21 protein-coding genes and 1 other RNA gene are annotated in these 24,011 nt (G+C 65.8%); 10 read left to right on the top strand and 12 right to left on the bottom strand.

What is annotated here, in order from left to right; genetic code table 11:
- Window positions 1-25 precede the first annotated feature (25 nt).
- Window positions 26-1,033, bottom strand: coding sequence for a type I glyceraldehyde-3-phosphate dehydrogenase (gene gap, locus RH950_RS03350; RefSeq protein ID WP_350053693.1), 1,008 nt, complete (start codon window positions 1,031-1,033; stop codon window positions 26-28).
- 65 nt (window positions 1,034-1,098) lie between these two features.
- Window positions 1,099-3,117: a transketolase gene (gene tkt, locus RH950_RS03345; protein WP_350053691.1), complete on the bottom strand. Its 2,019-nt coding sequence runs from the start codon at window positions 3,115-3,117 to the stop codon at window positions 1,099-1,101.
- Between the two features lie 283 nt (window positions 3,118-3,400).
- On the opposite strand from tkt, the gene RH950_RS03340 reads away from it, so the two are divergent.
- The 5 genes from RH950_RS03340 to RH950_RS03325 all read left to right on the top strand — a co-directional run bounded on the left by RH950_RS03340 (window position 3,401) and on the right by RH950_RS03325 (window position 5,580).
- The gene (locus RH950_RS03340; RefSeq protein ID WP_350053689.1) at window positions 3,401-3,622 is read left to right on the top strand and encodes a hypothetical protein; all 222 of its coding nucleotides are present in this window, start codon (window positions 3,401-3,403) and stop codon (window positions 3,620-3,622) included.
- 4 nt (window positions 3,623-3,626) lie between these two features.
- Window positions 3,627-3,959: a cell division protein ZapA gene (locus RH950_RS03335; protein WP_350053687.1), complete on the top strand. Its 333-nt coding sequence runs from the start codon at window positions 3,627-3,629 to the stop codon at window positions 3,957-3,959.
- 13 nt (window positions 3,960-3,972) lie between these two features.
- A non-coding RNA gene (gene ssrS, locus RH950_RS20995) (6S RNA) lies at window positions 3,973-4,127 on the top strand.
- A 29-nt stretch (window positions 4,128-4,156) separates the two neighbouring features.
- Window positions 4,157-4,768, top strand: coding sequence for a 5-formyltetrahydrofolate cyclo-ligase (locus RH950_RS03330; RefSeq protein WP_350053685.1), 612 nt, complete (start codon window positions 4,157-4,159; stop codon window positions 4,766-4,768).
- Entirely contained in the window at window positions 4,765-5,580 is an 816-nt protein-coding gene (locus RH950_RS03325; RefSeq protein ID WP_350053683.1) for a TIGR00282 family metallophosphoesterase, read from the top strand. Before RH950_RS03330 ends, RH950_RS03325 begins: the two co-directional genes overlap by 4 nt.
- Before the next feature lie 11 nt (window positions 5,581-5,591).
- Here RH950_RS03325 and RH950_RS03320 read toward each other — a convergent pair whose 3' ends face one another.
- Window positions 5,592-6,434 (bottom strand): isocitrate lyase/PEP mutase family protein, encoded by an 843-nt coding sequence (locus tag RH950_RS03320; protein ID WP_350053681.1) that lies wholly within the window; start codon window positions 6,432-6,434, stop codon window positions 5,592-5,594.
- Window positions 6,435-6,661: 227 nt separating this feature from the next.
- On the opposite strand from RH950_RS03320, the gene RH950_RS03315 reads away from it, so the two are divergent.
- The 3 genes from RH950_RS03315 to RH950_RS03305 all read left to right on the top strand — a co-directional run bounded on the left by RH950_RS03315 (window position 6,662) and on the right by RH950_RS03305 (window position 12,523).
- Entirely contained in the window at window positions 6,662-8,083 is a 1,422-nt protein-coding gene (locus tag RH950_RS03315; RefSeq protein WP_350053679.1) for a M20 family metallopeptidase, read from the top strand.
- 181 nt (window positions 8,084-8,264) lie between these two features.
- Window positions 8,265-9,386: an efflux RND transporter periplasmic adaptor subunit gene (locus tag RH950_RS03310; protein ID WP_350053677.1), complete on the top strand. Its 1,122-nt coding sequence runs from the start codon at window positions 8,265-8,267 to the stop codon at window positions 9,384-9,386.
- Entirely contained in the window at window positions 9,383-12,523 is a 3,141-nt protein-coding gene (locus RH950_RS03305) for an efflux RND transporter permease subunit (protein WP_350053675.1), read from the top strand. The genes RH950_RS03310 and RH950_RS03305 overlap by 4 nt, the downstream gene beginning before the upstream one ends.
- Window positions 12,524-12,534: 11 nt before the next feature.
- On the opposite strand, the gene RH950_RS03300 is transcribed toward RH950_RS03305, so the two are convergent.
- The 4 genes from RH950_RS03300 to RH950_RS03285 form a co-directional block, all read right to left on the bottom strand.
- The gene (locus tag RH950_RS03300) at window positions 12,535-13,551 is read right to left on the bottom strand and encodes an NAD(P)-dependent oxidoreductase (RefSeq protein WP_350053673.1); all 1,017 of its coding nucleotides are present in this window, start codon (window positions 13,549-13,551) and stop codon (window positions 12,535-12,537) included.
- A 94-nt stretch (window positions 13,552-13,645) separates the two neighbouring features.
- Window positions 13,646-15,088, bottom strand: coding sequence for an inorganic phosphate transporter (locus RH950_RS03295; protein ID WP_350053671.1), 1,443 nt, complete (start codon window positions 15,086-15,088; stop codon window positions 13,646-13,648).
- Window positions 15,089-15,197: 109 nt separating this feature from the next.
- Window positions 15,198-16,121 carry a sugar kinase gene (locus RH950_RS03290; protein ID WP_350053669.1) on the bottom strand — a complete coding sequence of 308 codons (924 nt, stop codon included), beginning with the start codon at window positions 16,119-16,121 and terminating at the stop codon, window positions 15,198-15,200.
- Window positions 16,118-16,762 carry a bifunctional 4-hydroxy-2-oxoglutarate aldolase/2-dehydro-3-deoxy-phosphogluconate aldolase gene (locus RH950_RS03285; protein WP_350053667.1) on the bottom strand — a complete coding sequence of 215 codons (645 nt, stop codon included), beginning with the start codon at window positions 16,760-16,762 and terminating at the stop codon, window positions 16,118-16,120. Before RH950_RS03285 ends, RH950_RS03290 begins: the two co-directional genes overlap by 4 nt.
- A 129-nt stretch (window positions 16,763-16,891) precedes the next feature.
- On the opposite strand from RH950_RS03285, the gene RH950_RS03280 reads away from it, so the two are divergent.
- A complete protein-coding gene (locus tag RH950_RS03280; protein ID WP_350053665.1) occupies window positions 16,892-17,650 on the top strand; it encodes a phytanoyl-CoA dioxygenase family protein in 759 nt (252 codons plus the stop codon).
- Between the two features lie 3 nt (window positions 17,651-17,653).
- Here the strand turns inward: RH950_RS03280 and RH950_RS03275 are convergent, their stop codons facing one another.
- The 3 genes from RH950_RS03275 to RH950_RS03265 all read right to left on the bottom strand — a co-directional run bounded on the left by RH950_RS03275 (window position 17,654) and on the right by RH950_RS03265 (window position 21,888).
- Window positions 17,654-19,003 (bottom strand): class-II fumarase/aspartase family protein, encoded by a 1,350-nt coding sequence (locus RH950_RS03275; RefSeq protein WP_350053663.1) that lies wholly within the window; start codon window positions 19,001-19,003, stop codon window positions 17,654-17,656.
- Window positions 19,004-19,041: 38 nt separating this feature from the next.
- A complete protein-coding gene (locus RH950_RS03270; RefSeq protein ID WP_350053661.1) occupies window positions 19,042-20,841 on the bottom strand; it encodes a TRAP transporter permease in 1,800 nt (599 codons plus the stop codon).
- A 78-nt stretch (window positions 20,842-20,919) separates the two neighbouring features.
- A complete protein-coding gene (locus tag RH950_RS03265) occupies window positions 20,920-21,888 on the bottom strand; it encodes a TAXI family TRAP transporter solute-binding subunit (RefSeq protein WP_350053659.1) in 969 nt (322 codons plus the stop codon).
- Window positions 21,889-22,042: 154 nt separating this feature from the next.
- Here RH950_RS03265 and RH950_RS03260 point away from each other — a divergent pair, with 154 nt between their 5' ends.
- Window positions 22,043-22,948, top strand: coding sequence for a homocysteine S-methyltransferase family protein (locus tag RH950_RS03260; RefSeq protein WP_350053657.1), 906 nt, complete (start codon window positions 22,043-22,045; stop codon window positions 22,946-22,948).
- Here RH950_RS03260 and RH950_RS03255 read toward each other — a convergent pair.
- Window positions 22,936-23,400 carry a GNAT family N-acetyltransferase gene (locus RH950_RS03255; RefSeq protein ID WP_350053655.1) on the bottom strand — a complete coding sequence of 155 codons (465 nt, stop codon included), beginning with the start codon at window positions 23,398-23,400 and terminating at the stop codon, window positions 22,936-22,938. The two genes, RH950_RS03260 and RH950_RS03255, sit on opposite strands and share 13 nt — an antisense overlap.
- Window positions 23,397-23,969 (bottom strand): nitroreductase family protein, encoded by a 573-nt coding sequence (locus RH950_RS03250; RefSeq protein ID WP_350053653.1) that lies wholly within the window; start codon window positions 23,967-23,969, stop codon window positions 23,397-23,399. Before RH950_RS03250 ends, RH950_RS03255 begins: the two co-directional genes overlap by 4 nt.
- Window positions 23,970-24,011: the final 42 nt, after the last annotated feature.

Raw genomic sequence — 24,011 nt, 5'->3', positions numbered from 1 at the left:
CCTTCGGTCCTTCTCTCTCAAGTTTCTAGAGGGTCGCCGCAACCGCTGCGGTGGTGTCCAGCATGCGGTTGGAGAAGCCCCATTCATTGTCGTACCAGCTCATCACGCGGACCAGCTTGCCCTCGACCACCTGGGTCTGGCTCAGATCGAAGGTGGAGCTGTTCGGGTTGTGGTTGAAGTCGATGGAGACCAGCGGCTCGTCATTGGTGCCGAGGATGCCCTTCAGCTTGCCGCCCGCTGCCTTGACGATGGCGGCGTTGACTTCCTCGACCGACGTGTCGCGCTTCGGCACGAACTTCAGGTCGACCAGGCTGACATTGGCCATCGGCACGCGGACAGAGGTGCCGTCCAGCTTGCCCGCCAGTTCCGGCAGCACCAGGCCGACGGCCTTGGCGGCGCCGGTGGTGGTCGGGATCATCGAGCTGGCTGCGGCGCGGCCGCGATAGAGATCCTTGTGCATGGTGTCCAGCGTCGGCTGGTCGCCGGTATAGGCATGGATCGTGGTCATGTAGCCGCGCTCGATGCCGATGGCTTCGTTCAGCACATAGGCGACCGGGGCAAGGCAGTTGGTGGTGCAGGACGCGTTCGAGATCACCGTGTGCTCGGCCGTGATCTGGTCGTGGTTCACGCCGTAGACGACGGTGAGATCCACACCGGTGCCCGGGGCGGAGATGATGACGCGCTTGGCGCCGGCCGCGATGTGCTTGGCCGCGTCTTCGCGCTTGGTGAAGAGACCGGTGCATTCCAGCACGATATCGACGCCGAGCTCCTTGTGCGGCAGGTTCGCAGGGTCGCGCTCGGCGGTCACCTTGATCGGGCCCTTGCCGTAATCGATGGTGTCATCGACGACGGTGACATCGAACGGGAAGCGGCCGTGGTTGCTGTCCCATTTCAGAAGATGCGCGTTGGTCTTCACCGGACCCAGATCGTTGATGGCGACGACCTTGATGTCGTCCCGTCCGCTTTCCGCGAGTGCCCTCAGAACCAGACGGCCGATCCGCCCGAACCCGTTGATGGCAACATTGACGCTCATCAGATTTCCTCCAGATTTCTACTCTCGAACAAGAACGCCGCCCCGGTGGGGCGGCGCAGATGGGATTATCCCAGACGTTTTTTGACCTCGGACACGATGGCATCGCTGGTGATGCCGAAATGCGTGTAGAGGTCGCCATATGGCGCGGAAGCGCCGAAAGAACTCATGCCGACGAAGATGCCGTCGAGGCCGATCAGGCCGTCCCAGCTCTGCCGGATGCCGGCCTCGACCGCGACCATGACGGAGCCGCTGCCGAGCACGGATTTGCGATAGGCCGCATCCTGCGCCGTGAAGCGCTCGATGGAGGGCATGGAGACCACGGCGGTGGCGACGCCGTCGGCTTCCAGAACCTTCTGCGCCTGCATGGCGATCTCGATCTCGGAGCCGGTGGCGAGGATCGTCACCTTGCGCGCGCCGGACGCGTCCGAAAGAACATATCCGCCCTTGGCCGACAGGTTCTCGGACGTGTCGCCGCTGCGCACCGTCGGCAGGCCCTGGCGGGTCAGGGCGAGGATGGACGGGCGATTTTCGTCCTGCAGGGCGGCGAGCCAGCATTCCGCAGTCTCGATCGCATCCGCCGGTCGGAATACGTTCAGGTTCGGGATGGTCCGGAGCGCGGCCATGTGCTCGACCGGCTGGTGGGTCGGGCCGTCCTCGCCAAGACCGATGGAATCATGGGTCATCACATAGATCACCCGCAGCCCCATCAGGGCGGAAAGCCGGATCGACGGGCGGCAATAGTCGGTGAAGACCAGGAAGGTGCCGCCATAGGGGATCAGGCCGCCATGCAGGGCCATGCCGTTCATGGCGGCGGCCATGGCATGCTCGCGCACGCCGTAATAGATGTAATGGCCGCCGTAATTGTCGGCGCTGACCGCATCCTGGCCGCCGACCTTGGTGTTGTTGGAGCCGGTCAGGTCGGCCGAGCCGCCGACCAGAGCCGGGATCTCCGGCTGCAGCACTTCCAGCGTCTTCTGGGAGGCGACGCGGGTGGCCAGCTTCGGCTTCTCCTCGCCATGTCTGGCGATCAGGTCCTTGATGGCGGTTTCGGCACCGGCCGGCAGTTTGCCGGACAGAGCCGCGTCGAAAGCCTTCCGGGTTGCGGCATCGGCCGTGTCGTAGCGCTGGGTCCAGGCGATATGCGCGTCGGCGCGGGCGGCGCCGATGGCACGCCAGGCCTGCAGCACGTCGGCCGGGATCTCGAACGGCCCGGCGCTCCAGCCGAGATTTTCCCGGGCACCGGCGATTTCCTCGGCACCGAGCGGGGCACCGTGGGAGGAGGACTTGCCTTCCTTGGTCGGCGCGCCGTAGCCGATCCTGGTGCGGCAGGCGATCAGGGACGGGCGGTCGTCGCCCCGGGCGGCCTCGATGGCGGCGGACACCGCCTCGGCGTCATGGCCGTCGACCCGGCTGGTATCCCAGCCATAGGCCTCGAAGCGCATCAGCTGGTCGTCGGAGACCGACAGGTCGGTGGAGCCGTCGATGGAGATGCCGTTATCGTCGAACAGCACGATCAGCTTGCCGAGCTTCAGGTGGCCGGCCATGGAGGCGGCCTCGTGGCTGATGCCTTCCATCAGGCAGCCGTCGCCGACGATGCAATAGGTGTAGTGATCGACCAGCTCGTCGCCGAAGCGGGCATTGGTCATGCGCTCGGCAAGCGCCATGCCGACGGCGTTGCCGAGACCCTGGCCGAGCGGGCCGGTGGTGGTCTCGACGCCGGTCGTATGGCCGTATTCCGGGTGGCCCGGTGTCTTCGAGCCGAGCTGGCGGAAGTTCTTGATCTCGTCCAGCGTGACATCTTTGTAGCCGGTCAGATGCAGCAGCGCATAGATCAGCATCGAGCCGTGGCCGGTCGACAGGATGAACCGGTCCCGGTCCGGCCAGTGCGGCGCCTTCGGGTCGTAATTCAGGAACTCGGAAAACAGCACGGTGGCCACGTCGGCCATGCCCATCGGCATGCCGGGATGGCCGGACTTGGCCTTTTCCACCGCATCCATCGAAAGCGCGCGGATCGCGTTCGCGAGCATGTCGGGCGAAACGGCGCTTCCGGTACCGTCGCTTTCAGCAGGAGATGTCGTGTTCATGGGCGTCAATCGGGTTCGGCGGCGCCCTTCTCCGGAACAGGGCCGGACGGGAGGCCGCAACTGATGAGCGGGGCGGGCGCAGGAACACCGTCTCAGCCCCTTAAAGGCGCCGTGAAAATGCCGTCCCGCCTCGCGCGCGTCAACTCCCTAGTTCATGCGGGTTTCCCCGGTTCGGCAAGGGGGCCGAATCCGGCACGCGTTGACGCCGTGTTATCCGGCTTTGTATGCTGCGGCGGCCGGGCGCAGAGCGCCCGAAATCAAAGTGTTGGAAGGATCGGACTGGATGTCCCGACTCGACGATGCCGCCGCCCGCCTGGAAGCCGCCATCGAGCGGCTGGATACGGCCGCCCACCATGCGGTCGAACTGAGTTCCCGGTCAGCCGAGCTGCAGGCGGAACTCGATGCGGCGAAAAAGGAATATGCCGAACTGTCCAAGGTCACCGACGAGGTCAGCGAGAAGCTGGACAAGACCATCGGCCGCCTGAAATTCGTGCTGGAAGGATAGTTCATTGGCCCAGGTCGAAATCACCATCAACAGCAAGAATTACAGGATCGCCTGCGAAGACGGCCAGGAAAGCCGCATCGCCAGCCTCGCTTCCATGGTCGATTCCCATGTGAAGGATCTGGTCGAGCAGATCGGCCAGATCGGCGATACCCGCCTGCTGGTCATGGCTTCCCTGCTGATCGCGGACGAGCTTGTGGATCTGCGCGAGATCGAGCGTGAAGTCTCCTCGGAGGGCGGCGCATCGGCCCCCGGTGACGGCGAGGAAAAGATCGTCTCGGCCCTGAATGCGATGGCCGGCCGGATCGAGAGCATTGCAGACCAGCTGGAACGCGCCTAGATATGTCCCTGGACGGTGACTGCGCGATTTGTCAGGTCACACAATCCCTGGGGCTATAAACGATCCTTCGGGAGCTGTCTCTGTCGAGGCCCTGGTCTCGTTACGCGGCGCCCACCTGCTTTGCAGGCCACAGAGGGTTACAACGACCAACGGTCGAGGTGGCGCCGTCCGCATTCCTTCCGAGATGAAAGCTGCACGTGCCTGCATCCGCGCCCCTCAATGACATGCTCGCCGCCGACAAAGCGGCCCTGCGCAGGGAGATCGAGGCAAAGCGCGGCAGCGCGCACACGGCATTGCAGGACATTGCCGGGACCGCGATCCGGGATCACTTTCTCGCCGCCGCTCCGCCCGCCACATCCGCTGTCATTGCCGGCTATTGGCCCTTCCGCACTGAAATCGATCCGCGCCCGCTGATGCTGGCCCTGCACGCACTCGGCCATCGTGTCGTGCTGCCGGTCGCGGACCGCAAGGCCGCGCCGCTGACATTCCGTCTCTGGGGCCCGGGCGCGACCCTGGTGAAGGCAGGGCTTGGCGGCCTGGTGCCGGATATCGGGGCGCCGGAACTCGAGCCGGACCTTCTGCTCGTGCCCATGCTGGCATTCGACGATGCCGGATTCCGGCTTGGCTATGGCGGCGGTTTCTATGACCGTACGCTGGAACAGTTGCGTGGCGTGAAAACTGTCCGGGCTGTCGGCCTTGCCTATGAGGCGCAACGGGTCCCGGCGGTGCCGCGCGAGATCACGGACGAGCGCCTTGACGCCCTGCTGACCGAGGCGGGCATCACCGACTTCGAAGGAATTTCCGCATGAGGGTGCTGTTTCTCGGCGACGTGGTCGGCCGGTCCGGTCGCGAGGCGGTGCAGAATCACCTGGCAGATCTGCGCGAGCAGCTCGCGGTCGATTTCGCCATCGTCAATGGCGAGAATTCCGCCGGCGGCTTCGGCATCACGCCGGACATCGCCGAGGCTTTGTTCGATGCCGGCGCGGATGTCATCACCACCGGCAACCACGCGTTCGACAAGCGTGAGATCCTGACCTATTTCGATTCCGAGTCCCGGTTGCTGCGTCCGGCCAACTATCCCGCCGATACGCCGGGCAAGGGCAGCGGCCTGTTCCCGACGGCGGACGGGCGGCACGTGCTGGTCGCCAATGTCATTCTGCGGCTGTTCATGGATACCAGCGACGATCCGTTTACCGCCGCCGAGCGCATTGTCGAGGAATGCCCGCTCGGCTACGGCGCCGATTTCATCTTCATCGACATGCATGGCGAGGCGACGTCCGAAAAGCTCGCACTCGGCCATTTCCTCGATGGCCGGATCAGCGCCATCGTCGGCACCCATACCCATATCCCGACGGCCGATCACATGATCCTTGAGGGCGGCACGGCCTATATGACCGATGCCGGCATGTGCGGCTCCTATGAAGGCGTCATCGGCATGCAGAAAGAGGCGCCGATCGAGCGCTTCCTGTCCAAGTCGGCCCGGCCCCGGCTTGAAACTGCCGATGGGCCGGCAACCATTTCCGGCCTGCTGATCGAAAGCGACGATGCGACCGGTCTCGCCACCCGTGTCGCCCCGATACGGCTGGGCGGTCTGCTCTCCGAGGCCTTTCCGGACTTCTGAGGCCGCCTCCTTTACCGTTCGGACTGACGCTTCTCCGGTGACATCAGGCTGGCAGCCTCCGCATCCGGCATGGCGTCTTCCGCATAGGTAAAGGTTCCATCGGTGAGGACTTCCTCCGCCGCCCGCTTCAGGGCGCCGAGGGCGGCGCGGGCGAAGGAGCCGCCGACGCTGATCCGCCGCACACCGGCATCCGAAAGCTCCGCGACGGAAAAAGCCCGGCCCTTCAGACCCATGACCACATTCACCGGCTTGTCGACCGCGCGGCAGACCGTCCGGATGGCCTCGATATCGGGCAGGCCGGGCGCGTAGAGTACGTCGGCGCCGGCTTCCGAAAAGGCCTGCAGCCGGGCGATGGTGTCCGCCAGGTTCGGCTTGCCCCAGAGGTAATTCTCGGCCCGTGCGGTCAGGAGAAACGATCGTCCCTTGGCGGCCTCCGCCACCGCCCGGACCCGGTCCACTGCCTCCTGAATGTCGTAGATCGGCGCCTCCGGATTGCCGGTCGCATCCTCGATCGACCCGCCGACCAGTCCGATATCCGACGCCAGCCTGATGGTTTCCGCGCAGGAGTCCGGATCGGCGCCGAAGCCGTCCTCGAGATCGGCTGAAACCGGCAGATCCGTCGCCGCTATGATGGCTGCTGCGTTGGCCAGGATTTCCTCCCGGCTCAATCCGGCAAAGGAATCCCGCTTGCCGACGGAAAAGGCATATCCCGCGCTGGTGGTCACCAGCGCGCTGAACCCGAGATGGGTGAGGATACGCGCCGAGCCGGCATCCCACGGGTTCGGCATGACGAAAGCCCGGTCCCCGAAATGCAGTGCTCTGAAGGCTTCGAATTTCTCGGCATGGTCAGGCATTTCTTGTCCCCGTCTGGTGCTGATTGTCATTACCATAATGAGAACAAATAAAGAACAAAAATGTCCCTTTGAGACAGGCTGCGGTTCGTGTCCCGCACTTGACCCGCCTGCGGTCGGAGCGCATCGTTTCGGTCCTTCCAAGTGACCCATTGCACCGCCTGTCTCTGAGACTTCCTGCCTTTCCGGGCCTGCATTCGGTCGAGAACACGCGTCCAGGAGAGAACGCCATGTCGAATGCCGAACTGATCTGGGATCTGATCGACGGCCACCGTGCGGAATTTATCAATCTTGCGGACCGGATCTGGGGCATGCCCGAGATCTGCTACACCGAATACCGCTCGGTCGAGGAGCACCGGAAGATGCTGGAACAGCAGGGCTTCCGGGTGACCGAGAATGTTGCCGGCATTCCGACCGCCGTGATGGGCGAGGCCGGTGAGGGCGGTCCGGTGATTGCCATCATGGGCGAGTACGATGCGCTTCCGGGTCTCAGCCAGGTCGCCAATATCGCCGAGCCGCAGGAAGTCGAACCCGGCGGGCATGGCCACGGATGCGGGCACAATCTGCTCGGTTCCGCCGCCATGCTGGCCGCCGCCGGCCTGAAGGACTGGCTGGAGAAGACCGGCACGCCGGGCCGGGTCCGCTATTACGGCTGCCCCGCCGAAGAGGGCGGCGCCGCGAAGGCCTTCATGGTCCGGGCCGGTGCCTTTGACGATGTCGATGCCGCCGTGACCTGGCATCCGGCCGGGGTGACCAAGGTGCAGAAGGCGAATTCTCTTGCCAATACCCGGATCGATTTCTCCTTCACCGGACGCAGCAGCCATGCCAGCTCGGCGCCGCATCTCGGCCGCAGTGCGCTGGATGCCGTCGAGCTCATGAATGTGGGCGTCAACTACATGCGCGAGCACATGCCGCCGGATGCCCGTATCCATTACGCCATGCTGGATGCCGGTGGCGTGGCGCCGAACGTGGTGCAGGGCTTTGCCAAGGTGCGCCATGCCGTGCGGGCCGGAGATCTTGCCACCATGCTGCCGCTTGTCGAGCGGGTGAAGAAGATCGCCGAGGGCGCCGCCCTGATGACGGAAACGAAGGTGACCGCCCAGATCGTCAGCGCCGTGTCGAACATGCTGGACAACGAGCCGATGCGCCGGACCATGTACGAGAACATGCAGCGCCTCGGCCCGGTTCCCTTCGATGCCGATGACCGGAAATATGCCGCCGAAATCCAGGCGACCCTGACGCCCGAAGATATCGGCAGCGAATATCGCAAGGCCGGTGTCGAGGCGCGGGAGAACACGCCGCTGTGCGACTTCATCGTGCCGTTCGACGCCCAGGGCGTCTCGATGCCCGGATCGACGGACGTGTCCGACGTCAGCTGGGCGGTGCCGACCATCGAGGCCCGGGTCGCCACCCACGCCATCGGCACGCCGGGCCATTCCTGGCAGGTCACGGCGCAGGGCAAGGCGCCGGCCGCGCACAAGGGCATGATCTATGCGGCCAAGGCGATGGCGGGAACCGCGGTCGATCTGGTGCGGGACGCGGATTTGCTGGCGGCCGCGAAGGCCGATCACGCCGCCCGCACGGCAAAGACGCCGTACCGGTGCCCGATCCCCGACGACGTGCAGCCGCCGCTTCAGCCGCGGCCGGAATAGGAGACTTTCTTCGGCGTGCCTGCCGCCGCACCGGGAGCCGGCAGGCGGGCCGAAAGCGCTCGGGTTTGGCGGCGGAAACGGCTGCGTTCCGATATTGTATACGATAGACATTTTGCCGCACTGCACTACACTTCCTTAATGCCGGACCGGATGCTCCGGAGCACAGTTTTGGACGTTCCCGATGAGTGTGACCCGACAGCTGCTTGTGGTGTTCTTTATTGCGGCTCTGATGGTGGGCGGCTGGACCTATTTCGGGCCGCGCCTCGGCATCAAGGAAGAGGCCGGCGGCCAGGCAGGGAGGGGCAAGGCCCGCGACACATCCGTCGTCGTCGCCGATGTGGCCTTCGTCAGGGAACGGCTCCGGACCGAGGCGGTCGGCACCGCCCGGGCCTACCAGTCGGCCCGGCTGCATCCGAGTGCCGACGGCCGGGTTATCGCCACGACGCTTGCTGCAGATGCGAAGGCAGCGAAGGGACAGGTCCTGCTCGAACTCGACCGCAAGGCCGAGACTCTGGCGGTTGATCTTGCCCGGGTCCGGCTGGAGGCCGCCCGGCGGGCCGCCGACCGGTTGGAAAAACTGCGCCGGAGCGGGGCATCGACACAGACGTCCTTGGACGACGCGGTCACGGCACTCGATGCCGCCCAGATTGAACTGGAACGGGCGCAGGTCGCCCTAGATGACAGGTTCTTGCTGGCGCCGTTCGACGGGCGCATCGGCATCACCGAGGTCGATATCGGGGACCGGGTCGATACCGGCACGGAGATCGCCACCCTCGACGACCGTTCCAGCCTGCTAGTCCGTTTCGAGGTGCCCGAGGGACTGCTCGGCCGGATCGTGGTCGGCGATGCGGTCACGCTGGCGCTCTGGACCGGTGACCGCTCTCCGATCGGCGGCGGTGAAATCTACGATATCGGCAGCCGCGTTGACGAGGCGACACGAACCTTTGTCGTGCGCGCGCGCATTCCCAACCCGGACGATCTGCTGCGTCCCGGGATGAGTTTCCGGGTGACGCTGGACGTCGAGGGCGAGACCCGCGCCAGCGTCCCCGAAGTGGCCATCCAGTGGGGCGGCGACGGGTCCTTCGTCTGGGCCGTTTCGGACGGTGTTGCCCGACGCCTGCCGGTCTCCATCGTGCAGCGGCAGGGGGCGACGGTCCTGGTCGATGCGGCTCTCGCCGCGGACGACAAGGTGGTGACCCAGGGGCTGCATCGCTTGCGCGAGGGCGCCAAGGTCGAGATTCTAAAGGGCAGCGGCCTGGAGCCGGCGCCGATCAAGGCGCAGCAGGACGCGACCACGTCATGACGACCGGCGGCGGTGCCTCGGAGAACGATCTCCCGTCCCTCAGTGTCCGCCGTCCCTGGCTGGCGCTGGTCCTCAATCTTCTGATCGCGCTTGCCGGTGTGGCCGCGATCATGGCGGTGGAAGTCCGCGAGTTGCCGAACGTGGACAGGCCCATCGTGTCTGTCCGCGGCATTCTCGACGGCGCTTCGCCGGAAACCATGGACAGTGAGGTCACCGGTCTGGTCGAGGGCGCGGTGGCGCGGGTCAACGGCGTCCAGCGCATCCGCTCTTCCAGCGAGGAGAACAATTTCCGGCTGCATGCGGAATTCAGCCCGTCGGCTGACCTGGACATCGCCGCCGCGGACATTCGCGAAGCGGTCAGCCGGGTCGAGCGGGACCTGCCGGAAAATGTCGAGCAGCTGACGGTGATCAAGGCCGATGCCGATGCCAGTCCGATCATGCAGCTTGCCGTGTTCGGACTCGGGCTGACCGAGGACGACCTGACCCATATCGTCGAGACCGACATCATCCCGGAACTGATCTCGATCGAGGGCGTCGCCGACGTGACGCTTTATGGCGACCGGGCGCGGCAACTGCGCGTGGTGCTCGACCCGATGCGGCTCAGCGCCTTCGCGTTTTCGGTCGCCGATATCATCGGTGCGCTGGAAAACGCTCCGTTCGACATTCCTGCCGGCAGTTTCGCCTCTCTGGACCAGGAACTGCTGGTGCGGGCGAACGCCACGGTGGAGTCGGCCAAGGAAGTCGAGGACATCATCATCCGCGGCGCCGTCCGGATCGGCGACGTGGCGCAGGTCTTCTTCGGACCCGAGGATCCGGAAAGCCTGGTCCGGGTCAATGGCGAGGAAGTGATCGGCCTCGGCATCATCCGGCAGGCGCAGTCCAATACCATCGAGATTTCGGAGAACGTGCACAAGGCGGTGTCCAGCCTGAACCGGCGATTCGAGCGGATCGAGGTGATGGTCACTTCCGACGACGCGCTGTTCATCGAGGGCTCGGTCTCCGAGGTGCTGTTCAGCCTGCTGCTGGCGGTCCTGATCGTCATCGTCACGCTCTGGGTTTTCCTCGGCTCACCGGCGGCCACCCTGATCCCCTGCATCTCCATTCCCGTCGCGCTGATCGGCTCGGTCGCCGCGATCTGGGCCTTCGGCTTCTCCATCAACATCCTGACCCTGCTGGCGCTGGTCCTGGCCACCGGCCTGATCGTCGACGACAGCATCGTCGTGCTGGAGAACATCCAGCGCCGGCGCGCGCAGGGGCTGGGCGGACGGGCCGCCGCCGTGCTCGGCTCCCGCCAGGTCTTCTTTGCGGTCATCGCCACCACGGCCACGCTGATCTCCGTCTTCGTGCCGATTTCCTTCCTGCCGAGCACGGCGGGACGGCTGTTCCGCGAGTTCGGCTTCGTGCTGGCCATCGCGGTGATGATCTCCTCCTTCGTCGCCCTGACCCTGGTGCCGGCCCTGTCGGCGCGGCTGGCGGACCGGGGGGAGGATCGTCTCGGCCTGCGCACGGTGCTGGGCCGGATCGGCAATCGGCTGGCCGATCTCTACGGCGCCACGCTGCGCGCCGTGCTGGCGGTGCCCATCGTCGTCATCGCCGCCTCGATTGCGCTCGGCGCGGGGGCCTGGGTCACCTTCACCATGCTGGACCAGGAACTGCTGCCGTCGGAGGATCGCGGCCGGATCTACATCATGGGTACCGGTCCGGACGGCGTCGGCCTGGAATACAGCAACAAGCAGGCCGACCTGATGGAGGCGGTGCTGCGGCCCTACGAGGAAAGCGGCGAGATCAGCTCGATCTACACTGTGGTCGGACGCTGGGATTTGAACCGGGTCTATATCTCCGCGCCGCTCGCGCCCTGGGGTGAACGGGCCCGGTCCCAGCAGGAGATCATCGCGGAGATCCGGCGCAAGCTGAACGCCATCCCGGGCATGCGCATGCGGGTCTACAGTCCGAACAGCCTCAACCTGCGCTCCGCCGGCAGCGGCGTCGAGGTGGCGCTGGTCGGCAACGATTATCTCCGGCTCTACGAGGTCGCCAAGCAGATGGCGCGGGCGATCGAGGACCGGCTGCCGGATCTCTCCGACGTCCGGATCTCCTACCAGCCGACCCAGCCGCAGCTCTCGGTCAATATCGACCGCCGGCGGGCCTCGGATCTCGGGGTCGATCTGGACGATCTGGCGGACGTGCTGCAGGTCAATATCGACGGGCTGAAGGTCGCCGATCTCAATGTCCGCGACGAATCCATCCCGATCCGGCTGGAGGCCATCGGCGGGGCGATCGACGATCCGACAGACCTGACCAACCTCTATGTGCGTACCGCCAGCGGCCAGCTGATCCCGATGTCGAGCCTGGTCACCCTCAAGGAAGAGGGGGTTGCGGCGGAACTCGACCGGCACGCGCAGCGCCGGGCGGTGGAAATCGACGCGGATCTGAAGCCGGGCATGCCGCTCGGCGACGCCATCGCCGATATCCAGGCGCTGGCCGACGAGATCCTGCCGGACGATGTCACCCTGATCCTGCTCGGCGAGGCCGAGGCACTGCAGGAGACCTCGCACGAGGTCGCGATCACCTACGCCATCGCCATCGTCGTCGTCTTCCTGGTGCTGGTCGCCCAGTTCGAAAGCGTGACCAGCGCCGCCATCGTCGTGCTGACGGTGCCCTTCGGGATTGCCGCCGCGGTCTATGCCCTGCTGCTGACCGGCACCTCGGTGAATATCTACAGCCAGATCGGGTTGGTCATGATGATCGGGTTGATGGCGAAGAACGGGATCCTCGTGGTCGAGTTTGCCGACCAGCTGCGCGACCGCGGATTCGGCGTGCGGCAGGCGGCGGAACGGGCGGCGCAGGTCCGTCTGCGGCCGATCGCCATGACCATGGTATCGACCATCCTCGGCGGCCTGCCGCTGATCCTCAGCACCGGTCCCGGCGCCGAGGCGCGCAGCGCCATCGGCTGGGTCGTGTTCGGCGGCCTCGGCCTGGCGGCGGCCTTCACCCTGTATCTGACGCCGGTGCTCTATGTGGTGCTGGCCGGCCTGTCCTCGGCCCGGGCCAATGCGGCCAGCAAGCTGGAGGACGAACTGGGCCAGGCCCGCGCCATTCCCGACGTCGCCGAGGCAGAGGAACAGCCGGCCGAGTGATGCTGTCCGCGTCAGCCGCCGGAGAGCAACCGCATGGCGCGCTGTTTCGCCGGCTCCCAGGCCTCGGGATTGACAATGGCCTCGGGCGGCTCGCCGGACAGCGCCTGCAGCATCTTCGTCGCCACCGCCATGGCGCTGCCCGACATGAAGCTTTCCGTCAGCCCGCCGACATGCGGGGACAGCAGCAGGTTGTCGAGCGCCAGCAGCGGATTGTCCGGCCCGACAGGCTCGACCTCATAGACATCGAGCGCGGCGGCACGGATCCAGCCTTCCGTCAGTGCCCGGTGCAGGGCATCCTGGGAGACGATCTTGCCGCGCGCCGTGTTTACCAGGCAGGCATGGGGCTGCATCTGCCGCAGCGTCTGCTCGTTGAACATATGCCGGGTCTCGTCGTTCAGCTCGGCATGCACGGAGACATAGTCGGCCTTGCCCAGCAGCTCTTCCAGCGTCGGGCAGAGCGTGGCGCCGACGCTCGCGGCATGTTCCGGGCTGACATGGGGATCGTAGGCCAGCACGGTCATGTTGAAGGCGGCACTGCATTTCCGCGCCATCTCGCTGCCGATCTGACCGAGCCCGACGATGCCGAGCACACCGTCCTGCAGGTCGCGGATGATGTTGTGCTTCTGCAGCCGGTCTTCCCAGCCGCGTCCGGCGCGCATGATCGCGTCATGCTCCCGGCCGTGCCTGGAGAGACCGAGCAGCATGAACAGCGCGTGCTCGGAAACGGGAATCCGGCCAAAACCGGGATTGTTGCAGACGATGACGCCGCGCCGGGTCGCGGCCTCAACGTCGACCGCGTCGGTGCCGCGTCCCGAGGTGTGGATGATCACCAGATCCTCCGCTGCGTCGATCACCTCTGCGTCGGCCAGGTTCGGATAGCGCGGGCTGATCGCCTGCGCGGTTCTGGCGCTTTCCAGAAGCTCCTCTCGGCTTGGAGCGGGAAGGATCGTCAGATCGGAACGGGCGGCCAGATGGGCCTCGCCGTCCGGATGATAGAGATGGCCGATCAGCAGAATCTTGGGCAGCATGTTTTGGACTCCGGGACGCGCGGCGGAAAGTCGCCAGGCACGATGGTCCCGCGAAACGGCCCGGCGGACAAGTTGCGTGCCGTCACGGAAGCCGTCACAGAAACCGATTAAAGACCCAGAACAGGGTGGCGGAGATCAGACCGGCGGCAGGAAAGGTGACGGCCCAGACGGCGAGAATGCGGATGGCGTCGTCGCGCCGGATCAGCATCCGCTGCTTCTTCCGTTTCGCACCCCTCTCGATCACCCGTTTCTCCTGGTCGCGGCGGGTCCGGAACTCGCGATAGATGCCGATCCCGAAGATGGCACCGACGGCAATCTGGGTGGTGCTGACCGGCAGGCCGATCCAGGAGGCGGCGGAGACCGTCGACGCCGTGGCCATGGCGATCGCATAGGCCCGGATCGGATTGATCTTGGTGATCCGCGTGGCCACGACCCGCACCATGCCGGTGCTGAAAAACAACACGCCGCAAGCCAATCCGAGCGCGCCAAGCAGAAGGATCCAGATCGGGATGGTGAAAGAAAGGTCGAGATCTGCCGTCTCCTGCACATGCAGGATCGCCGTGACCGGGCCGACGATGTTGGCGATGTCGTTGGCGCCGTGCGAGAAGGCGAGAAATCCGCCGGCCGCGATCAACGGCAGCCGGAACAGGGACCGAACGGACTGGCCCTTGTTTGCCAGCCCGATCGAGGCGCGGCGGATATAGGGGCCCGACAGGACCAGCGCGGCGATGAATGCAGCGAGTGTTGTGGTGACCAGAACCGGCGTCTGCGGCGCCCAGACATTGGCAAGGCCTTTTGAGATCAGATAGAGCGTGAACAGCGTCGCCATGGCCGCGATCAGGAGCGGGATCCAGGTGCGCGCGGCCCGCAGCTTGTCCTGCACGTCCAGCAGCTCGGCCTTGATGAAGGCGAGAATCAGGATGGCGGCGGCGGCACTGATTACCGGGGAGAGGAACCAGCCGAGCGTGATCAGGGATATTTCCGGCCAGATCACGGGCCCGGTACCGATGGCGAAGACAGCCACGCCGACGATGCCGCCGACAATCGAGTGGGTGGTTGAAATGGGGACCCGGACGAAATTCGCGGCATTGATCCAGAGGGCGGCGCCGGCGAGGGCCGCGAGCATGCCGTGGACGAATTGCACAGGATCCTGCACCGCGTTCTGATCGACGATCCTGTAGGCGATCCGCCCGGCGACATGCTCGCTGGCAAACAGGGCCCCGGCTGTCTCGGCCACGGCGGCAAGCAGCAGGGCGGCGCCCAGGGGCAGGACGCGTGCGCCGACGATCGGAGCAACCGAGTTGGCGACGTCGTTGGCGCCGATATTGAGGGCCATATAGCCGCCGGTCAGGGCGACGACGGCGGAAAGCAGGGCGTCCTGGGGGCTGCCGAAGAAATAGCCGGTCAGAAAGGCCGCACCCGCAAGAACCAGTACCAGCAGACATTGTCCGCGCGACAATGTCGCCGGTCTGCCGGGAGCATTGTCCGTCGCGCCGCGCCCGAAGACCCTATCAAGGATTGAATGATCAAGTTGCATGCGGTCAATCTGGTCGCGTGGCGGTGCCTGTTTGCAGGGAGCGGTCTCGTCCCGCTGCCGCAGTATGAGTCAGCCGGGGCGGGAGGAAAAGTGCGCGCTGCCGGACAGGCTAGGGATTGCTGTTCAGCGCCGCCTCGACCTCGGTCCGTCGCGGCATCGGTCCGACAGCGCCGAAGCCGCGGGTCGACAGTGCGGCTGCCATGTTCGCATAGCGCCCTGCCGCGAAAGGATCGCCGCTCCGGAGATATTCGGCGAGAAAGCTGCCGTCGAAGGTGTCGCCGGCCCCGGTCGCGTCCCTGGCCTCCGTGGTATGCCCGGGGATCCGGCGCCGGTCGGCGGGCGTGGCGACGAGACAGCCCGCGTCGCCGAGGGTCAGCGCGACGGTATCCGCGCCAAGCGCGAGGTAGAAGTCGGCGATCGCGTCGGGATCGCTCTTGCCGGTCAGGAGCACGGCATCGTCCAGGCCGGGCAAGGCGATATCCGTTGCCGCCATGGCGGCATGGATTACGGCGCGGGCCCGGTCCAGCGGCCAGAGCTTGAGCCGGAGATTCGGATCGAAGGAGATTTTCACCCCAGCCTCCCGGGCAACCGCGATGGCCGCGAAGGCGGTGTCCGCCGCGCTCTCGGAAATGGCCAGACTGATGCCGGAAATATGCAGCACCTTCGAGGCGCGGATCATGTCGCCGGAGAGAAAGGCTGGTGTCATCCGGCTCGCTGCCGATCCGGCACGGTGATAGCTGAACCGGTGCCCGTCCGGGCCGTGGCTGACGAAGTAGAGGCCGGTATGGCCGTCATCCGTGACGTCGACGCCGCGCGTGTCGATGCCTTCTTCCGCCCAGAGCGTCATGAAGCTGTCGCCGAACGTGTCCCGCCCGATCCGGGTCAGGTAGCCGACCGAGGCGCCCTGCCGGGCCGCCGCGACGGCGGCGTTCGAGGTGTCGCCACCATGCCCGGCGAGATAGCGCCCGTCCGGCTGCTGGTTGAACTCCAGCATCGGCTCGCCGAGGCAGAGCAGGTCCGGAAAACCGGTCATGAATTCACCGCGGCGAAAGCCCGGGCCACGGCTTCCCGGACCGGTCCCGGATCGTTGGCCTTCAGGGCCGGGACGGAGACGAGTTCGCCGCCCATGCCGAGGCAGAGGGCGCCGGCATCCAGATAGGCTTTCGCCGTTTCCGGCGAAACGCCGCCGGTCGGCATCAGGGGGATCTCCGGATAGACCGATTTGATGGCCTTCAGGAAGCCGGGGCCGCCGCATTCCCGGGCCGGGAAGATCTTCACGATGGCCGCGCCGGCGGCCCAGCGCGCTTCAACCTCGCTCGGTGTCGCCGCGCCGGGCAGGTAGGGCAGACCCGCCGCCGCCGCCGCTTCCGCGACGCCGGGCGCCGCCCCGGGGGAGACAAGGAACCGGGCACCGGCCCCGGCGGCCGCGATGGCCTGCGCCGGGGTGCGCACGGTACCGGCCCCGATCAGCGCGTCGGGAGCTGTCCGGGCAAAAGTCTCGATGACGCGGTGCGCATCCGGTGTGGTGAAGGTCAGCTCAAGGGCCTGCATGCCCGCATCCAGCAGCCACTCGCAGGCCCGGATCGCAAGGTCTGCACTCGGCGTCCGGATCACCGGTACCACCTTGATCGCCTCAAGGCGCGCGCGCAGCGCTTCTGCCCGATTTTCCGACATGCCCCGTTTCCCCATTTGTTTTGCCTGAGTCTCCACGATTCCGCCCTTCAGGACAAGAGCATCGCGGCCCGGCGGGACAAAGGGAACGGGCGGCGCTAGGCTGTCGGGAAAACGGAACGGGAGAAAGAAATGCTGAGTTCCGATCAGGCCGCCCGGTATCACGAGGACGGCTATGTCATCCCGGATTTCCGTCTCGGTGCGGAGGCGCTGGAGGAGATCAGGGCGCTGCATGCGGCTTTGCTGCAGCGGCATCCGGAATTCGGGGACTATTGCTCCGCTCTTCTTGATTATGAGCCGGCTTTCAGGAAATTCGCCGAGAGGCCCGAGATCCTCGACATGGTCGGCCAGCTCATCGGGCCGGATATCGCGCTCTGGAACATGAGCTTCTTCGCCAAGCCGGCGCATGGGGGCAAACGGACGCCATGGCACCAGGATGGCGAATACTGGCCGATCCGGCCGCTCGCGACCTGCACCGTCTGGCTCGCCGTGGACGAGGCGACAAAGGAGAATGGCTGCCTGAAATTCATCCGCGGCTCACACAAGGACCAGCGTCTCAAGGCCCACAACCGCACCGAGGCGACGGATGTGACCCTGAACCAGGAACTCGATCCCTCTGCCTATGACGAGTGTGCGGCGGTCGATCTGGTGCTGAAACCCGGCCAGATCTCCCTGCACGACGTCTATCTGCTGCATGGATCGGAAGCGAACCATTCGGACAAGCCGCGCCGTGGCATGACCATGCGTTTCATGCCGACGACGAGCCTGTTCGACCGCGAGCTGGCAAAGCGCAAGTCTGAGAGCCAGAAGATCCGCGACCAGTCGGGCCAGAAGGTGTTCCTGATGCGGGGCGAGGACCGGACCGGCCGGAACCGGTTCGAGAATGCCTGAGAGTCAGGTGCGCCGCTTCAGCAAGAGCCGGCGGACCATCTCGGGCGCTTCGCCGAGATAATTCTCCGGCCTGGTCAGGGCCTCGACGCTGTCCCGGTCGAGGGCACCGGAGATCTGCGGCTCGGCCATCAGCGCGTCGAGGAACGTCGCCTCGCCGGAGAGCGCCTTGCGGCAGCAATCATAGACCACGTCATGGGCCACCTGCCGGCCGATATGCGGGGCCAGCCCCATCATCACCGCCTCGGCGACGATCAGGCCCTTTGTGGTGTCGAGCACCTGGCGCATGGCGTCGGGCCGGACTTCCAGCCCCTCGAGCACTTCCGCCGCCGCCGCGAGGCCGCCGGAGGCGACGATGAAGGCGGTGGGCAGGGCGTGCCATTCGACATGCCACTGGCCGGTGGCGCGCTCATGATCCTGCACCATCGCGTCAAGCATGGCGCTGTGCTGCTCGCGTACGATCTTGGCCGCAGCCAGCATCATCTCTGACGAGATCGGGTTGCGCTTCTGCGGCATGGTCGAAGAGGCGCCGCGCCCGGCAACGTAGGGCTCCAGCACTTCGCCGGTTTCGGTTTGCATCATCAGCATGATGTCATAGCCGATTTTGCCGATGCTGGCGGAGACGAGGGCGAGGAAGCCGGTGACCTCTGCGAAGCCGTCGCGGATGGTGTGCCAGGTGATGTCCGGCACGGCGAGGCCGAGTTCCTCTGCCAGCGCCGCTTGCGTCGCGAGGCCATTGCCTGAGAGTGAGGCGAGGGTGCCGGCGGCGCCGGAAAACTGCACGACCTCGACCCGGCCGCGCAGCTCGGCAAGGCGGGTGCGGTGCCGGTCGATGGCGGACAGCCAGGTCGCGGCCTTGAAGCCAAAGCTGACCGGCAGGGCGTGCTGCAGGTGGGTGCGGCCCGCCATCGGGGTGTCGGCATGTTCTTCAGCGAGCTTGGCCAGCGCGGTGGCGATCCGTTCCAGATATTCCTCGACGATATCGAGACCGGCGCGGATCTGCAGCACGTCGGCGGTGTCCATGATGTCCTGGGTGGTCGCCCCCCAGTGACAGAATTGCCCGAGCCCGTCCGGCGCCCAGCCCGAAAGCTGCTCGACAAGCGGCAGGATCGGGTAGCCCACGATCTGGGTGCGGGCGGACAGCGTGTCCATGTCGATCTTGTCGATGTCGGCGGCGTCGGTGATCGCCTTCGCCGCCTCTTCCGGAATCAGGCCAAGCTTCGCCTGTGCCCGGGCCAGCGCCGTTTCCACGTCGAGATAGAGCCCGAGCATGGTGTCGTCCTCGAACAGGCCGCGCATGTCGGTGGTGCCGAACATGTCTCCGTAGATGCTGGATTTGACGACGATGGACGGCATGGAAAGACTCCGTTTGAGGGTACGGGGACGAGACTACATCAGAAGCCGAGCACGAACACCAGTGCCAGCCCGGCAGCAAAGGCCGCGATGGCGCGCAGGCCGGATGCGGCATTGACGAGGCTCCAGCTTGTCAGGGCCAGCCCGGCGCCGAGCTTGACGAAGGCAGCCAGCGCCAGAAGCGGCGTGTCGGTGAGCGCGATCAGGGACGGGTTCGCCACCATGCCCAGCGGCACGATATAAAGGCCGATACCAAGCCGCATGGCGTTACCCGCGACCTTCAGCCAGGGTGCGTCGGCCATCCCGGCGGCGATAAAGACCGTGCCGCAGACCGGCGGTGTGATGGTCGAGAGCAGGGCGTACCAGAAGACGAAGAGATGCGCCGTCAGCGGCGGCAGGCCGAGTTCCTGCAATGCCGGGCCCGCGACGGAAATGCAGATTACATAGGCGGCGGTCGTCGGCACTTCCATGCCGAGGATCAGGCAGGCCAGCGCGGTCAGCAGCAGGGCGGCCCAGAGCTGGCCACCGGAGAAGGCCAGGATGGCCGAGGTCACCTTGACGCCGAGCCCGGTCATGTTCAGCACGCCGACAATGATCCCGGCGCAGAGGATGATCGAGGCGATCATGGCGATCTGCCGGGCGGCGTCGATTGCTGCGCTGGAGAGACGGCCCCAGGTGGCTTTCAACCCGGCGAAACCGTCCGGGTTCAGCGGCAGCATGGCCGCGGCGGCGAAGATCGCCACACCGGCGGCATATTGCGGCGTGTAGCCGGTGCCGAACAAAACGGCCAGCAGGGCGCCGAACGGGATGACGAAGAAGGGCAGTGTGCGCAGCACGGCGCGCCGGTCCGGGATCTCGGAGGCATCCATCGCCCTCAGACCGTCGCGGGCGGCGAACCAGTCGATGCCGAACCAGACAGCGGCGAAGAACAGGATGGCGGGCAGGATCGCGGCGGCGACGATGGTGTCGTAGGTGGTCGCCAGCAGCTCCACCATGACGAAGGCGCCCGCGCCCATCAGCGGTGGCATGATCTGCCCGCCCGAGGAGGCGACGGCCTCGACGGCGGCGGCGAGCGGCGCCGGATAGCCGAGACGGCGCATGGTCGGAATGGTGAAGGCGCCGGTGGAGGCGACATTGGCCGATGCCGAGCCGCTGATCGAGCCGAACAGGGCCGAGGCGAGCACGGAGACCTTGGCGGCCCCGCCCTTCAGCCGTCCGGCCAGCCGGGTGGCGACATTCATGAAACCGGTGCCGCCATGCCCCGCGCCGACCAGGGCGCCGAGCACGATGAAGACGGCAACGACATTGACGGAGACACCGGTGAGCGGCCCCCAGATCCCGCCCTCGGCAATGACCAGGGTGCCGAGCAGGCTGTCGAACGGCAGGCCTGGATGGCCGAACTCGCCCGGCAGATGCTCGCCGAAGAGACCGTATAGCAGGGCTATGACGGCGAATGCCGGGAGGGCCAGCTTCACGGCCCGGCGGGCCATCTCCAGCACGATCAGGAGGATCAGGATGCCGCCGGCGCGCTGCAGCCAGCCTTCGGTATAGCCGTACTGGTCCCCGAGCGCATCGACCTGCCACGCGATATAGAGGCAGATGGCGATACCGGCGACCGCCAGCAGCCAGCCCGAAATCCTGGAGACGAGAGAGCCGCCCGCTCCGATGACGAAAATCCAGGGCAGGGCCAGTGCCAGATGGACCGGGCGCACGACCAGGTTCGGCAGCAGGCCGGTGAAGATCAGCGTGACATGGAACGCGACGGACCCGAAGGCAAGCAGGGCGACGAGTGCTGCCGCGCCAGTGAATGGCACGGCCCGGTCATTGGCGGAAGGGAGCATCGGTGCACTCTCGGTCGCGTATCGGGGTGGGGCAGGCGCGGGAGACGGCGATCCGTCTCCCGCTGGGTGTGGTGTGGCTTACTTGATGGCGTCGGGAATGGCGACGCCGGCTTCCGCATAGTAGCGGGCCGCGCCCGGATGCAGCTTGCCGATCACATTGGCCAGCATTTCCGGCTTCACGCCGTCCCACCATTTGGCGGATTTTCCCATGGACCCCTTGGCGTCCCAATAGGCCTTGGTCAGCGTGTAGGCGTCATCGTCGCTCATCTTCGTCGTGGTGTAGGCGACGACCGGCAGGGAGGTGGTGTTCACGTCTTTATCGATGCCCGGATATGTTCCGGCCGGGATCACCAGTTTGGTGCGCTTGGTTGCCTTGATCTGCTCGTCGGACATGGAGAGCAGCCGGACCTCGGCGCCCGCGGCGGCCTCGATCACGTTCGGCGCCGGGTAGGAGCCTGCGGTGGCAAAGCCGTCGACCTGGCGGTTCTTCAGGGCGGGAACCGCAGCGTTCAGCTCGGCATCGACCAGCTTCACCTTGCCGTCGAGACCGAACAGCGTAAAGTTCTTGGCGGCCTCGCTGGCGCCGAAGCTTCCCTTGCCGATGATGAAGCTCTTGCCGTCGAGATCGGCGAACGTCTCCACGCCGCTATCGCCGCGAACGACGTAATGCATGGTCAGGGACGGGATCGGGAACAGGGCGCGGATGGATGTGTAATCCGTGCCGTCCTCGAACTTGCCCTTGTTGGCCATGGCCAGCTTCACCAGTACCGGCGGCGTGGTGAAAACATAATTGCCCGGACGGCGGGCGCTTTCCTTGACGTTCTGGACCGAGCCCTGGCTTTCCTCGACGGTCAGCACCATGGCGCCGCCGGTGGATTTCTTCACCGCTTCGGCGACCTGAACGGCCATCTGGTAGTAGGACGAGGTTGATTTCGCGGACTTGTAGGTCACGCGGGTTTCGGCACCGGCATCGGCGGTGAAAAGCAGCGGGGCTGTCAGGGCTGCGCCAAGCACGCCGGCACGCAGCAATGTTGTGATCTTTTTCATTGTTCCTCCCAGTGGAAAAGCATATGGCGGTCGAGTGGTAAGCATCTTGTCAATGACGGGCAAGGGGCTTCTGAAGATAACAGCCGTGTCGCAGAATTTCTGCGAAATCATGGTGGAATACCCGGCCATGACATAATGAGGGAAGGACCAGTGCATGCAGTATGACCTGACTATTCTGGATGGCGGTTTCTCCCGCGAGCTCGAACGCCTCGGCGCGCCGTTCCGGCAGCCTGAATGGTCCGCGCTGGCCCTGATGGAAACACCGGAAATCGTCGAGCAGGCGCATATCGAATTCATCAAGGCCGGAGCCGAGGTGATCACCACGAACAGCTATGCCGTCGTCCCGTTCCATATCGGCGAAGAGCGTTTCGCCAGTGACGGAAGGCGGCTGATCGAATTGTCCGGGACGCTGGCCCGTTCAGCGGCGGATAAATATCCAGGCGTGCGGGTTGCCGGCTGCATCCCGCCGCTGTTCGGTTCCTACCAGCCGGGGGATTTCGATGCGGAGCGGGCACCGGCCCTGCTGGCGGAATTTGTCGGCGGGCTCGCCTCTTTTGTCGATCTCTGGCTGATCGAGACGACCAGCAGCATCGCCGAAATGGCGGCGGCGGCAGAGGCAACGGCGTCAGCGCCGAAACCGCTCTGGGTCGCCTATACGCTGGATGATGACGGTGATCTGTCAGATGCACCGAGGCTGCGCTCCGGCGAGGCTGTCCGCGATGCGGCGGCCGCGGCGGCGCGCTGCGGTGCGGAGGCGGTGCTGTTCAACTGCAGTGTGCCGGAAGTGATGGATGGCGCCCTGCGTGAAGCCCGCGCCGCCCTGCCGCTATCGATCCGGACCGGCGTCTATGCGAACGCTTTCGGCAAACCGGCAAGCGGACTGGCCGCGAATGACGGGTTGAGCGAAATGCGCAAGGATCTCGATCCGCCGGCCTATCTGGCGTGGGCCCTGAAATGGCGCGGCATGGGGGCCTCGATCATCGGCGGCTGCTGCGGAATCGGTGCCGCCCATATCGAAGTCATGGCCCGCGCGCTGAAAAGCACGGATCAATCGTCGTAGGCGAAACGCAGCGCGTCGTAGCGGGCGCCGTAGATCGTCTGGTCCACGGCGCCGGTCCGGCGCATGCCGGCCTTCTCGTAGAAGCCGACCGCCCGGTCATTCCCGGCCAGGCAATAAAGCTCCATGCCGGGGCCGGCCAGCCTGCGGCAATGGGCAAGGAGGGCCTTGCCGATGCCGCCGCCATGCAGGCTTGGGTCGACATGCAGGGATTCCAGCTTGGCGCCTTCCAGGATGGCCATCGCGACGATGATGCCATCCCGTTCGCCGATGAGAAAGGTCACGCCGTCGTCTTCCAGCAACTCGCGCCATTTCGGACGGTCCGGCGCGGCGCTGGCGACCAGGTCCGCTTCCGGAACCAGGCCGTCATAGGCAAGCAGCCGTGCCGCGCAGTAAATCTCCGCGACACGGGGAATATCCGCCTGTGTTGCCGACCGTATGGTCAGTCCGCTCACGCGCCCGTCCATTCTGAGACGACGGTCTCCAGATCCGGGCGTTTACGTTCCGACGGTGGATTGGCGGCGCTGCCGATATAGACGAAGCCGATGATCTCGGTCTCGGCGGAATGGCCGAGGGCCTTCTTCACGCCAGAGTCGAAAGCCGGCCATTCGGTCAGCCACTGGGCGACATAACCAAGGGCATGGGCCGCGTTCAGCAGGTTCATGCAAAGCGCGCCACCGGACATCTGCTGCTCGATCAGCGGCACCTTGTGATCAGGATGCAGGTTGGCGGTGACGACCAGAAGAACCGGTGCCCGGCCTGGCCGCTCCCGCTCGAAGGCGATCATGTTCTCGGTGGCGTCCGCACCCCAGATCTCGGCAAAGCGGCTGGCGAAGACGGCACCGAGCGCGGCCTGACCGGTTTCGTGCAGCACCTGGATGCGCCAGGGGCCGATCTTGCCGTGATCCGGAACCCGGATGCCGGCGGTGAGGATTTTCTCCAGCTCGCTCGCATCGGGGCCCGGCCCGACCATGTCCTTGACGACGACGGAACGGCGGGTGAGGAGCAGATCGATAGCTTCCACGCGATTGGTCCTTAGAGTTTGTTGGATCGAATAGGGACTAGA

The sequence above is a fragment of the Nisaea sp. genome, from assembly GCF_040217065.1.
Classification (GTDB): Bacteria; Pseudomonadota; Alphaproteobacteria; order Thalassobaculales; family Thalassobaculaceae; genus Nisaea.
Note: the sequence above shows the minus strand (reverse complement) of the source record. Positions and strands in the feature narration are given on the sequence as shown.